Annotated in this window: 7 protein-coding genes; 4 read left to right on the top strand and 3 right to left on the bottom strand. The window is 69.9% G+C overall.

The window, feature by feature from the left end; genetic code table 11:
• Window positions 1-11: 11 nt before the first annotated feature.
• Genes ACIBJF_RS17745 through ACIBJF_RS17755 form a run of 3 tightly spaced genes read left to right on the top strand, consistent with a single transcriptional unit; the run spans window position 12 to window position 7,556 of the window.
• Complete coding sequence (locus ACIBJF_RS17745; protein WP_399174611.1) at window positions 12-3,257, top strand: glycosyl hydrolase family 28 protein; 3,246 nt, start codon at window positions 12-14, stop codon at window positions 3,255-3,257.
• Complete coding sequence (locus tag ACIBJF_RS17750) at window positions 3,254-5,503, top strand: alpha-galactosidase (RefSeq protein ID WP_399174612.1); 2,250 nt, start codon at window positions 3,254-3,256, stop codon at window positions 5,501-5,503. Before ACIBJF_RS17745 ends, ACIBJF_RS17750 begins: the two co-directional genes overlap by 4 nt.
• Before the next feature lie 22 nt (window positions 5,504-5,525).
• Window positions 5,526-7,556 (top strand): PQQ-dependent sugar dehydrogenase, encoded by a 2,031-nt coding sequence (locus tag ACIBJF_RS17755; protein ID WP_399174613.1) that lies wholly within the window; start codon window positions 5,526-5,528, stop codon window positions 7,554-7,556.
• A gap of 16 nt (window positions 7,557-7,572) precedes the next feature.
• Here ACIBJF_RS17755 and ACIBJF_RS17760 read toward each other — a convergent pair whose 3' ends face one another.
• On the bottom strand, window positions 7,573-9,399 hold the full coding sequence (locus ACIBJF_RS17760; protein WP_399174614.1) for an AMP-dependent synthetase/ligase: 1,827 nt from the start codon (window positions 9,397-9,399) through the stop codon (window positions 7,573-7,575).
• A 366-nt stretch (window positions 9,400-9,765) separates the two neighbouring features.
• Entirely contained in the window at window positions 9,766-10,632 is an 867-nt protein-coding gene (locus ACIBJF_RS17765; RefSeq protein WP_399174615.1) for a LysR substrate-binding domain-containing protein, read from the bottom strand.
• A gap of 134 nt (window positions 10,633-10,766) precedes the next feature.
• On the opposite strand from ACIBJF_RS17765, the gene ACIBJF_RS17770 reads away from it, so the two are divergent.
• The gene (locus tag ACIBJF_RS17770) at window positions 10,767-11,813 is read left to right on the top strand and encodes a bile acid:sodium symporter family protein (protein ID WP_399174616.1); all 1,047 of its coding nucleotides are present in this window, start codon (window positions 10,767-10,769) and stop codon (window positions 11,811-11,813) included.
• Here ACIBJF_RS17770 and ACIBJF_RS17775 read toward each other — a convergent pair.
• A complete protein-coding gene (locus ACIBJF_RS17775; protein WP_399174617.1) occupies window positions 11,763-13,640 on the bottom strand; it encodes an exo-alpha-sialidase in 1,878 nt (625 codons plus the stop codon). The two genes, ACIBJF_RS17770 and ACIBJF_RS17775, sit on opposite strands and share 51 nt — an antisense overlap.
• Between the last annotated feature and the right edge of the window lie 3 nt (window positions 13,641-13,643).

Raw genomic sequence — 13,643 nt, forward strand, 5'->3', positions numbered from 1 at the left:
GAGCCGGTCTCGTGAAACCCGCCATCGCCGACCCGAGAAGGGCGGCGGCGATCGTCCAGTGCGTCCTCGCCGTCGTCCTCGGCCTCACCCACCCCGCCGCCCTCGCGGCCCCGCAACCCGCCACGCCGCACCGGGCGACCGTGTACGACGTGCGCGACTACGGAGCCAAGGGCGACGGCTCGACCAACGACACCCCCGCCATCGACAAGGCCATCACCGCGGCCAACGCGGCGGGCGGCGGCACCGTCCGCTTCCCGGCCGCCACCTACAAGTCCAAGAACACCATCCACATGAAGAGCCATGTGACGCTCCAGGTCGACAAGGGCGCCACCCTCCAGGGCTCCTCCGCCGGCACCTACGACCCGCCCGAGTCCAACCCGAACGACAAGTACCAGGACTACGGGCACAGCCACTTCCACGACGCGATGATCTACGGCGACCGGCTGACCGACATCGGTTTCACCGGCGGCGGGGTCATCGACGGCGCCGGCAACCTGATCACCGGCAACCCGAAGTCCGGCCAGGCCGACAAGATCCTGTCGCTGACCCGCTGCGACGGGCTCCGCCTCGGCGACGGCCTCACCCTGCGGCGCGGCGGTCACTTCGCCGCCCTGATCAACGGCTGCACCAACGTCGTCTCCGACCACCTGACCATCGACACCGCGAGCGACCGCGACGGCTGGAACGTCATCTCCACCACCGACGTGACGATCACCAACGCGCACATCGCGGCCAACGACGACGCCCTGGTCTTCAAGAGCGACTACGCCCTCGGCGCCAAACTCCCCAACGGCCATGTGCGCGTGAGCGATTCGGTGCTGTCCGCGCGCTGCTGCAACGCCCTGATGTTCGGCTCCGAGACCTGCGGCGACTTCTCCGACTACCAGTTCGAGAAGATCCGTATCGAGGGCGCCGACAAGTCCGGGCTCGGCATGGTCTCCATGGACGGCGCCAGGATCTCCGACGTCCACTACCGCGACATCACCATGACCGACGTCCACTCACCGATCATGGAAAAGATCGGCACGCGCAAGCGGTGCGGCAACAGCCCGGGCGTCGGATCGATCAGCGACATCACGTACGACGACATCACGGCCACCGGCAACAGCCCCTCCTTCAGCCCGACCCTGTGGGGCGAGGACGGCCACCGCATCAGCGACGTCACCTTCAACCATGTCGACATCACGGTCCCGGGCGGCAACGGCACCATGTCCACCGGTGTGCCGAGCAACGACCCGAAGGACTACAACCCGAAGAGCATCGGGACCCGGCCGGCGTACGGCTGGTACCTGCACAATGCCGACGGCATACAGTTCACCGACAGCAGCGTGCGGTATGCCGCCGACGACCGACGGCCCGCCCTCATCGCCAACGCGGCGAGCGGCATCCGGCTGACCCGGTTCACGGCGCAGAAGGGCGGCGACTCACCTCACGACCTCGGCTTCCAGTCCGTCACCGGCTACTGCGTCAGCGACAGCCACACCACCGACGGCGGCGCCCTGCGCGTGTCGGCGAGCGGATCCAGCCGGAACTGCGCGGCACAGGTACGCCCCCGCGACGTCGAGAACCCCCGCCAGGCCTTCCTGCGCGCCTCCGTCGGCGGCCTGTTCCTGCACTGGGGCCTGCGCACCGCCCCCGCCCACACCAGCTGCGCCGCCTGGGAGAAGGACGTCACCAGCGGCGGCTGGACGCCCGACTACTGGGTGCACGAGGCCCAGAAACTGCACACGCAGTACATCGTGCTGGCGACCTTCCACAGCCGGCTCGGCTACGCCCGCCCCTGGCCGTCGAAGATCCCCGGTTCCTGCTCCACCAAGCGGGACTTCCTCGGTGAGCTGATCAACGCCGCCAAGGCCAAGGGCATGAAGGTCATCCTCTACATGACCGACGACCCCCAGTGGCACGACGAGGGCGGCCACGAATGGCTCGACTCGGCCGCCTACTCCACCTACAAGGGCGAGAACGTCGACCTGACCACCCGCGACGGCTTCGGGCGGTTCTCCTACGACAACTTCTTCGAGGTCATGGACCGTTACCCGGACCTCGGCGGCTTCTGGATCGACAACGACAACGCGTACTGGGAGAGCCACAACCTCTACGCGCAGATCTATCAGAAGCGCCCGAACTACACGCTGAGCAACAACAACGAAGACACGCCGATCATGGACATGATCAGCAATGAGCAGAAGACGGGGATGACGCCCGCCTACGACTACCCGCAGGCGGTCTACACCGCGCAACCCCGCCTGACCGAGGCCGACTTCAAGCTGCCGTCGACCGGCGCCTGGTGGTACGACGGCTCGAACCCGACCGTCGACAAGATGCTCACCCTCGGCCGGCTGATCACCAACGCCGGCTCCTCGGTGAAGGCACTCATGGCGGAGACGGCCCAGGTCAACGGGAAGTTCCCGGCGAACCAGGCCGACTTCAACAACTTCGCCAACTCCTACCTCGACAAGATCTGGGAGTCCCTGCACGGCACCGAGGGCGGCGGCTACCTGTACGGCGGCCTCAAGCCCGGCTTCTGGAACGACGGCGCCCACGGCGTCACCACCGTCGCCAAGGACGACCCGAACCGGCAGTACATCCACGTGCTCACCCCGCCGAGCACCGCCACCCTGCGCATCCGCGACAACGGTTACCGCATCGCCTCGGTCACCAACCTCCGCACCGGAGCGCCGGTTTCCTGGTCGCAGTCCGGCGGGGTGCTCACCCTCAGCGGTCTCGGCGGCTGGGACCCGTACGACACCGTCTTCAAGGTGATCACCGCGGGCCGCCAGGGCATCGCGACCGGCGTCCAGGTCACCGCCGACGCGTCCGCGAGCGGCCACCCCGGCTCCGCCGCCGGCGACGGCGACTACCTCACCTACTGGGACAACGGCAAGACGCTCCCCGTGAACCTCACCTTCGACCTGGGAGCGGCGAAGAAGGTGCGGTACATCGGGCTGAACCAGCGCGAGGACTCCGTCGCCTACGCGCGCTCCGCCACCGAGCAGTCCGCGCGGATCAAGGCCTACAAGGTCTACCTCAGCGACGACGGCAAGAACTGGGGCAGCCCGGTGCGGACCGGTCAACTCCCCAGCGTCCGCGGGATCCAGGGCATCGACCTGACCGCGACCACGGCCCGCTACGTCCGCCTCGAGGTCGACTCCACCTGGGCCGCCTCCAGCGACACCACCCGCTACCAGCGGCTGCGGATCGACGAGGCCTGGATCGGCACCTCCTACGCCACACCCGCCCCGAAGGGACGTCCATGACCCGGCTCAGAACCCTGACGACGGCGGCGGCCGGGCTGCTCGCGGCCGCCGCGGTGCCCCTCGCCGGCACCGCCCACCCCGCGGCCGCTTCCGACAACGGCCAGTCGATCCGCCCCGCCATGGGGTGGAGCAGCTGGAGCTTCGTACGCCGTCAGCCGACCGAGGCGAAGATCGAGGCACAGGCCGACGCGCTGGCCTCCAGCGGCCTGAAGGACCACGGCTTCGTCTACGTCAACCTCGACGACTTCTGGCAGAAGTGCGACGCCAACGGCTTCGCCGTGGACGCCTACGGCCGCTGGGCCGTCGACACGGCCAAGTTCCCGGACGGCATCAAGGCCCTCGCCGACCACGTCCACTCCAAGGGCCTGAAGTTCGGCTTCTACGTGACGCCCGGCATCGCGAAGAACGCCGTGCTGAAGAACACGCCGATCGAGGGGACCCCGTACCACGCGAAGGACATCGCGGACACCTCGAAGACCGAGAAGAACTACAACTGCAAGAACATGTACTCCATCGACTACTCCAAGCCGGGCGCCCAGGAGTTCGTCGACTCCTGGGCCAGGCAGTTCGCCTCCTGGGGAGTCGACTACCTGAAGATCGACGGCGTGGGCAGCCAGGACGTCCCCGACGTCCAGGCCTGGGACAAGGCGCTGCGCGCCACCGGACGGCCCATCAACTTCGCGCTGTCCAACAACCTTCCGATCGCCGACGCGCCCACCTGGCGCAGGCTCGCCAACAGCTGGCGCACCCAGGGCGACGTGGAGTGCTACTGCGGCCCCGGCTCCAACGGCAGCGGTTATCCGCTCACCGACTGGTCCCACGTCTCCAAGCGCTTCGACTCGGCCGCGTCCTGGCAGCCGTACGCCGGCCCCGGCGGCTGGAACGACCTGGACTCGCTGGAGATCGGCAACGGCGACCAGGTGGGCCTCACGGCCGACCAGCGCCGCTCCCACTTCACGCTGTGGGCGATGGCGGCGGCCCCGCTACTGCTCGGCACCGACCTCACGCACCTGGACTCCGTCGACAAGGCGATGCTCACCAACGACCGGCTGATCGGCGTCGACCAGGACGGGGTCGCGGCGAAACGGATCGTGAACAGCGGTGTGAAGCAGGTCTGGAGCAAGCGGGAGAGCGACGGCGACTACGTGGTGGCCCTGTTCAACACCGGAACCTCCGGCAGCGCCACGGTCACCGTGAACTGGTCCCAGGTCGGCTTCACCGGCTCCGGTGACGTCACCGACCTGTGGTCCGGCTCCCACAAGGGCACGGTCACCGGCTCCTACAGCGCGACCCTCCGCCCCGGCGAGACCCGGCTCGTCCGGGTCAGGCCCACCGCCGCCGCGAAGGAACGCGCGGCGTCCCCCGGCATGGCCGTCGCCCCGTACGAGTACCTGGGCTGGGGCGATCCGCCGGACCCGACCAAGGTGATGTCGGCGACCGGCGTCAAGTGGTTCACCCTCGCCTTCGTCCTGTCCGACGGCACCTGCAACCCCAAGTGGGACGGCACCCGGCCGCTGACCGGCGGCACCGACCAGTCGGCGGTCGACCGCATACGATCCGCGGGCGGCGATGTGATCGTCTCCGTCGGCGGCTGGAGCGGCGCCAAGCTGGGGGAGAAGTGCTCCAGCGCCTCCGCGCTGGCCGGCGCCTATCAGAAGGTGATCAACGCGTACAGGCTGAAGGCGCTCGACATCGACATCGAGAACACCGAATGGTCGAACGCCACCGTCCGCCAGCGTGTCGTGGACGCCCTGAAGACCGTGGAGGCGAACAATCCCGGCCTGAAGACGGTCATCACCTTCGGCACCACCAGCAGCGGCCCCGACGCGACCGGCGTCGACATGATCAAGCGCGCGGCGAGGTCCGGCCTGGCGAACGACGTCTGGTGCGTCATGCCGTTCGACTTCGGCGGCGGCACCACGAACATGGGCACCCTCACCACCCGGGCCATGGAGGGCCTCAAGGCCAGGGTCGAGGCGGCCTACGGCTACGACGACGCCACCGCCTACGCCCACATCGGGCTGTCGTCGATGAACGGCAAGACGGACGACTCCGGTGAGCGCGTCCGCGTCGCCGACTTCCGGACCATGCTCGCCTACGCCCGGCAGCACCACATCGCGCGCCTCACCTACTGGTCCGCCAACCGCGACCGCCCCTGCGGCTCCGGCATCGACGGCGACTCCTGCAGCGGCGTGTCGCAGCAGCCGTACGACTACCTCAAGGTCTTCACCCAGTACACGGGCTGAGGGGAAACAAGGGAACACACCCATGCATCTCGGAAGAGTTCTGCCGTACGGCCTCGCCGCGGCCCTCGCGCTGCCCCTGGCCGGCCTGAGCCAGGGCACCGCCCTCGCCGCCACCGACTACCAGGCCGAGGACGCCCTGATCTCCCAGGGCACCGTCGCCACCAACCACACCGGCTTCACGGGCACCGGATTCGTCGACTACACCAACGTCAAGGGCTCCTACGTGGAGTTCACGGTCGGCGCCACCGCCGCCGGGCCCGCGTCGCTCACCCTGCGATACGCCAACGGCACCACCGCCGACCGGCCGATGGACCTGTCCGTCAACGGCACCGTCGTCGCGCCCGCCGTCTCCTTCCCGGGCACGGCCGACTGGAACACCTGGGCGGCCAGGACCGTCAACGTCACGCTGAAGGCCGGCAGCAACAAGATCCGGGCGACGGCGACCACGGCGAACGGCGGCCCCAACCTCGACCGCGTGAGCCTCGGCACGCCGGCCGACACCCAGGCCCCCACCCGCCCCGGGCAGCCCTCCTGCTCGGACATCGGCGAGGACCGCCTGACCCTGTCCTGGGGCGCGTCGACCGACGACGCGGGCGTCGCGGCGTACGACCTCTACGAGCACGGCAACAAGATCGGCGAGGCGGCGGGCGACGCGACCTCGAAGGCGCTCACCGGGCTCGCCCCGAACACCACCTACGACCTCACGGTCATCGCCCGGGATGCGGCCGGCAACACCTCGCCCGCCAGCCCGGTCGTCGACTGCACCACCAAGCCCAGCTCCGACACCACACCGCCGACGGCACCCGGCGCATTGCACACAGCCGACATCACGTCGAACACGGTCGACCTCACCTGGGGCGCCTCCACCGACGACCGCGCCGTCACCGCCTACGACGTGCGCAGCGGCACGACCGTCTACAAGACCGTCACCGGCGGTACGTCCACCACTCTCGGCGGGCTCGCCTGCGACAGCCCGTACAGCCTGAACGTCGTCGCCCGTGACGCCGCCGGCAATGTCTCCGCACCGAGCAACACGGTCTCCTTCACCACCAAGGCCTGCGCCACCGACGGCGGTGTCCCGTCCTCGATCGCCACGCTCTCCACCGGCTGGACCATCCCCTGGGGCACCTACTGGATGCCGGACGGCCAGTCCGCCCTGGTCACCGAGCGCGACGACTTCCGGGTGTGGAAGCTGACCAAGAGCGGCACGAAGACGCAGGTGGGCACGGTGCCCAACGCCGTCACCACCAACGGAGAGGGAGGTCTGCTCGGCGTCGCCGTCGACCCGAAGTGGGAGACCGACCACTTCGTCTACTTCATGCACACCGCGTCCGAGGGCAACCGTGTGGTCCGCATGACGTACGACGGGACGAAGCTCGGCGACTACAAGGTCCTGCTCCAGGGCATCAAGAAGAACCGCTACCACAACGGTGGCCGCCTCGCCTTCGGCCCCGACGGCTACCTGTACGTCTCCACCGGCGAGGCCCAGCAGCCCGACCTCGCGCAGGACAAGAACTCCCTCAACGGCAAGATCCTGCGCATGACCACCGATGGCAAGCCGGCCCCCGGCAACCCCTTCGGCACCTACGTCTACTCCTACGGCCACCGCAACCCTCAAGGCCTCGCCTTCGACCGCAACGGGCGGCTCTGGGAGGCGGAGTTCGGCAACAGCTCCAAGGACGAACTCAACCTGATCAAGCCCGGCGCGAACTACGGCTGGCCCACCTGCGAGGGCAGCTGCGACGTCGCCGGCATGACCAACCCCAAGGCCACCTGGAACGTCTCCGAGGCCTCGCCGAGCGGCATCGCCATCGTCCGCAACGTCATCTACATGGCATCCCTGCGCGGCGAACGCCTCTGGCGCGTCCCCATCAACGGCGACACCGAGAGCGTCGGCACACCGAGCGCGTACTACGTCGGCACCTACGGCCGGCTGCGCACGGTCACCAAGGTGCCGGGCGCCGACCAGCTGTGGCTGTCCACCACCAACTGCGACAACAACGGAGGTGCCGCCGACGGGTCGGACAGGATCTTCAAGGTGACGATCAGCTGACGCCCCATCAGCGGGCTCACGTGCGGTAGAGGGCCTCGACCTCGTTGCCGTACGCCTTCTCGATCGCCTTCCGCTTCAGCTTCAACGACGGCGTCAGCAGGCCGTGTTCCTCGGTGAACGGCTGCGCCAGGATGCGGAAGGTACGGATCGACTCGGCCTGGGAGACGAGGGTGTTGGCGGCGACCACCGCCCGCCGCACCTCCGTCTCCAGGTCCGGGTCGCGCACCAGCTGGGCCGGGGTCATCCGCGGCTTTCCGCGCATCTGCAGCCAGTGCTCGACGGCCTCCTGGTCGAGGGTGACCAGGGCGGCGATGTAGGGGCGGTCGTTGCCGACGACGATGCACTGGTTGACCAGCGGATGCTCGCGGACCCGCTCCTCCAGCACACCGGGGGAGACGCTCTTGCCGCCGGAGGTCACCAGGATCTCCTTCTTGCGGCCGGTGATGGTCAGATAGCCGTCCTCGTCGAGCGAACCGAGGTCGCCGGTGGCCAGCCAGCCGTCGTGCAGGGTCTCGTCGCTGGCCTTCGGGTTGTTCAGATAGCCCTGGAAGACGTTTCCGCCGTACAGCCAGATCTCCCCGTCGTCGGCGATGTGCACGGTCACGCCGGGAATGGCCTGGCCGACGGTGCCGTAGCGGGTGCGCTCGGGCGGGTTGGCGGTGGCCGCGGCCGTCGACTCGGTCAGGCCGTAGCCCTCGTAGATCTGCACACCGGCGCCCGCGAAGAACAGCCCCAGCCGGCGGTCCATCGCCGAACCGCCGGACATCGCATTCCGTATACGACCGCCCATCGCCGCGCGGACCTTGGAGTACACGACCTTGTCGAAGAACTGGTGCTGCATGCGCAGCCCCGCCGACGGGCCGGGCCCGGTGCCCCACGCCTTGGCCTCCACGGCCTCCGCGTACTTCACCGCGATGTCCACCGCCTTCTCGAACGGCCCCGACCTGCCCTCCTTCTCCGCCTTCCGGCGGGCCGCGTTGAACACCTTCTCGAAGATGTACGGCACCGCGAGGATGAAGGTCGGCTTGAACGCCTGCAGGTCGGGCAGCAGGGCGGCGGCGTTCAGCTGCGGCTGGTGCCCGAAGCGGACCCGGCCGCGGATCGCGGCGACCTCCACCATCCGCCCGAAGACGTGCGCGAGCGGCAGGAACAGCAGGGTGGAGGCCTCGTCGTCCTTCTTGGTGTGGAACACCGGCTGCCACCGCTGGATCATCGTGTCCGCCTCGTACATGAAGTTGGCGTGCGAGAGGACACAGCCCTTGGGGCGGCCGGTGGTGCCCGAGGTGTAGATGATGGTGGCGACCGAGTCCGGGGTGACCGCCTGCCGGTGCCGGTGCACCAGCTCGTCGTCCAGATGCGCCCCGGCGTCGTACAGCTCCTGCACACAGCCCGCGTCCAGCTGCCACAGCTGGCGCAGCTGCGGGAGGCGGTCGATGACCGTGGCGATGGTCATCGCGTGGTCCTCGTACTCCACGATCGCCGCGGACACCTCGGCGTCGTAGAGCATCCAGAAGCACTGCTCGGCCGAGGACGTGGGGTAGACGGGCACCACCTGGGCGCCGATCGACCACAGGGCGAAGTCGAAGAGGGTCCACTCGTAGCGGGTGCGGGACATGATGGCGACGCGGTCGCCGAAGCGGATGCCGCGCGCCAGCAGGCCCTTGGCGAGGGCCATGACCTCGTCGCGGAACTCGGCGGAGGTCACCTCCCGCCACTGCCCGCCGGCGTCCTTGCGGCCGAGAGCGACGTGCGTCGGGTCCGTCAGGGCATGCTCGAACACCACGTCGGCCAGACCGCCCACCGGCGGTGCCGTCGTGAGCGGCGGGTTGGTGAACTCGCGCAAACCTCGCTCCCCGATCCTCGCTGCTTGGTCACGCCCGTGACGCTCGGCACAGCGCGGTGAAAGCTACCCCACGCCGTCACCCGGCGGGAGGGGGCCGGAAACCGAGCAAACCTCACGTTTCCCCCGGACAGTGACCGGAAAATGCCCGTACAAGGGGAAGGGCCGGACACAATACTGACGGGTCAGTAAGTTTCGGTGCCGTAATCTCCACCGAATCTGTACGCGGCGATTACGGCCCACACCGTACCGATCGCCCCATACGCGGCGCGGGCCTGACCGGCGGATGTACGCCGGCGAGGGCGCCGCGCCTTGGTCTCCGACGTGCCCGATGGCCCGCTGACGGCCGCGGCACCGGGCCAGGAGACGTCAGCTGCTCCGCCGCAGCCGCTCCCCGCCCGCCAGGACGGCCGTGGCCAGCGCGTGCGCCGCCTCCTCCGCCGTGCCCCGGCGGCGGCCGTGGACCAGCACGAAATCGACCTTGCCCAGGTCGGGCAGCCCGGCGCGGTCCGGCAGGCGGAACAGGCCGGGCGGGATCAGGCGCCGGGAGTGGGCCATCACGCCGAGCCCGGCGCGGGCCGCCGCGATCAGGCCGCTGAGGCTGCCGCTGGTGCACACGATCCGCCAGTCGCGGCCCTCGCGCTCCAGGGCCTCCAGCGCGCGGGCCCGGGTGATGCCGGGCGGCGGATACACGATGAGCGGGACGGGCCGGTCCGTGTCCAGGCGCAGCCGCTCGGCGCCGATCCACACGAGGTCGTCGCGCCAGACCAGTTCGCCCCGGGGGTCCTCCGTGCGCCGCTTGGCCAGCACCAGGTCCAGCTTCCCTGCGGCCAGCTGCTCGTGCAGGGTGCCGGACAGCTCGACGGTCAGCTCCAGGTCGACCTCCGGATGGTCGTAGCGGAAGCCCTCCAGGATCTCCGGCAGCCGGGTGAGCACGAAGTCCTCGGACGCGCCGAACCGCAGCCGGCCGCGCACCCGGGTGCCGGTGAAGAACGCCGTCGCCTGCTCGTGGACCTGCAGGATCCGGCGGGCGAAGCCCAGCATCGCCTCGCCGTCCTCGGTCAGCTCCACCGAATGGGTGTCCCGGGTGAACAGCTGCCGCCCGGTCGCGTCCTCCAGCCGGCGCACATGCTGGCTGACCGTGGACTGGCGCAGCCCCAGCCGGCGCGCGGCCTGCGTGAAGCTCAGCGTCTGGGCGACCGCCATAAAAGTGCGCAGGTGCGTGGGGTCGTACACGGTCCGAGCTTATCGGGAATCGTGATGACAGTCAGAGTGGTATGCCGGATTCCCGATCGACGCTTCGAGGAGGAAGATGAACGGGGGCCTGCGCGCCCGCGACGGAACGAAAGCAAGAGATCAACCGGAGCACCGTGAAACGCCTGAGCTGGCCGAGCTGGATGCCGATCGACCCGTACATCGTCCTGCTGCTGGGCACGGTGGGGCTCGCCGCGCTGTTCCCGGCGCACGGCACCGGCGCGGACGTGGCCTCGGGCGCGTCGACGGCCGCGATCGCCTTCCTCTTCTTCCTCTACGGCGCCCGGCTCTCGACGAGGGAGGCGCTGGACGGGCTGCGCCACTGGCGGCTCCATGTCACCGTGCTGGTCTGCACCTTCGTCCTCTTCCCGGTGTTCGGGCTGGCGGCGCGCGGTCTGGTGCCGGTGCTGCTGACCCAGCCGCTCTACCAGGGGCTGCTGTTCCTGACGCTGGTGCCGTCCACGATCCAGTCGTCCATCGCGTTCACCTCGATCGCCCGCGGAAACGTCCCGGCGGCGATCTGCGCGGGCTCCTTCTCCTCGCTCATCGGCATCGTCGTCACCCCGCTGCTGGCGGCCGGGCTGCTCGGCAACAGCGGGGGCGGGTTCTCCGCCGACTCACTGGTCAAGATCGTGCTCCAGCTGCTGGTGCCGTTCCTCGCCGGGCAGGTGCTGCGCCGGTGGATCGGCGGCTTCGTCGCCCGGCACAGGAGGGTGCTCGGGCTGGTCGACCGCGGCTCGATCCTGCTGGTCGTCTACACCGCCTTCAGCGAGGGCATGATCCGGGGCATCTGGCACCAGGTCAGCCCCGCCCGGCTCGGCGGGCTGCTCGCCGTCGAGGCCGCCCTGCTCGCCGTGATGCTCCTGCTGACCTGGTACGGCGGCAAGGCGCTCGGCTTCGGCCGGGAGGACCGGATCGCCATCCAGTTCGCCGGGTCGAAGAAGTCCCTCGCCTCCGGGCTCCCGATGGCCAGCGTCCTGTTCGGCGCCCACGCCTCGCTCGCCGTGCTGCCGCTGATGCTCTTCCACCAGATGCAGCTGATGGTGTGCGCGGTCATCGCCAAGCGCCGGGCCCGGGACCCGCGGGAGGTCCCGGGCGCTGGCGTCGGCGCGTCAGCCGCTCACCTGGTCCAGGGGCAGCCACAGGACCGTGTCCTTCGGTGACCTGAGCGCCTTCGGGTCCGACAGTTCCGCGTCGGTGAGCGCCCGGTCCCAGACGTGCACCTCGTCGATGGCGCCGGTGAAGAAGGCCCGGCTGTCCATCCGCTGACCGATGTGCACGCCGAAGGGCGAGTTGCGGCTGACGGACCCCGGTATGTCGGCGACGGACCACTGCGTACCGTCGACGAACAACGTCAGCCGGCCGTCGCCCCGGCGCAGCACGAGGTGATGCCACTGGCCGTCGTTGTACGCGGCGTCCGTGCGCACAAAGGTGGTCTGCGGCGCGATCGCCCCGTCCCGCACCGTGATCAGCCCCTGTATGCGGTGGTTCGCCGGCTCCCCGCGCAGCCACACCTGCGGCTGGGTGGTGCCGATCCCGCCCATCCACAGCAGTGGCTGCTCGCCGGTCGTGGCCGTGTACCGGAACCACAGGGACGCCGTGAAGTCCTTCGTGCCCAGCGGCAGCTCGGTACGGAAGGGCAGGCGTACGGCGTCGTCGGTGCCGTCGAACCGCAGCGCGCCGCCGAACACCCCGTCCGTCTCCTCGGCGCCGCCGAGCACCGCGGCCGGGCGGGCGTGCGGGGCGAGGTCGGCTGTGACCGGGTCGGGGCCGCGGCGCGGGGCGAGCCAGTCCTCGGTGAAGCGGGCGAAGCGGATCTCGTCGCGCGCGTCCACCGCGCCGCCCTCGTAGATCAGGCCCACCGTGTCCGCGTCGGCGCGCACCAGGTCGGAGTAGCCGGACCAGTCCGTGGTGACGACGGTGCCGCGGTCCACGCTGTCCCAGGTGCGGCCGCCGTCGTAGGAGGAGCGGATCATCATGGTGCGGCGCCGGTCGGGGTCGGCGGGGCAGGCGAGCAGAAGACGGTCGCCCACGCGCAGCATCGAACCCTGGACCTGCGGGGTGTACAGGTCGGGCAGGTCGCGGAAGGGCGCGGTGAAGCTGTCGCCGCCGTCGCGGCTGACCGCCTCGGTGCGGTGACCGAGGTCGGTGCCGTCCTGTTCCCGGCCGCTGACCAGGACGGAGCCGTCCTGGCGCTCGGCGGGGGTCAGCTCGGACGGCTTCTGCCGGAAGGTGCCGTCGTCGGCGATGGGCCAGGTGTCGGTGGCGCCGATCCGCCAGTGGCCGCCGTGGTCGTCGCTCACGATCAGCGCCGCGTGGTTGGCGGTGACCCGGCTGCCGTCCCAGGTCTCGGTGTTGACCCCGAAGACCAGCCGGCCCGCGTACCGGCCCCGGGTGAGCTGGATGCCGTGCACCGGCCCGGTCGCGTACCAGGAGTTCCAGCCGGCGGGCAGGATCTCCGGGCTCAGATCGCGCGGCACCGACCAGGTCCGGCCGTCGTCGTCGCTGTACTGCAGGTGCGGGGTGCGGTCGCAGGGGACCGAGCAACTGGCGCTGTCGGTACGACCGGTGTTGTACGTCTCCGCGAGCCAGACCCGGCCCGTTGCGCGGTCCACGATCGGCGCCGGGTTGCCGTGCGTGTCACCGGCGCCCTCGTTGACCACCTGCAGCGGGCCCCAGGTGCGGCCGCCGTCGGTGGAGCGCTTGACGACGATGTCGATGTCGGCGGCGTCGCCGCAGTTGAGGACCCGGCCCTCGGCGAACGCCAGCAGGGTGCCGTCGGTCGTCTTCACGGTCGCCGGTATGCGGAAGCAGGCGTAACCGGGGTCCTGGGACGCCTTGAAGAGGATCTGCTGCTCGAACTCGGGGTCGTTTGCGGGGGACTGAGCGTGTGCCGGGTGGGGGGTTGCCAGCGGCACCAGGAGCAGTGCCGCCGTGGTGAGGGCGGTGGCGAGTACGGCTCTGAGACGGGCGCGAAGACCTGACGGCATGTG

This window comes from Streptomyces sp. NPDC050743 (assembly GCF_044456925.1).
In the GTDB taxonomy this organism is placed as follows: domain Bacteria; phylum Actinomycetota; class Actinomycetes; order Streptomycetales; family Streptomycetaceae; genus Streptomyces.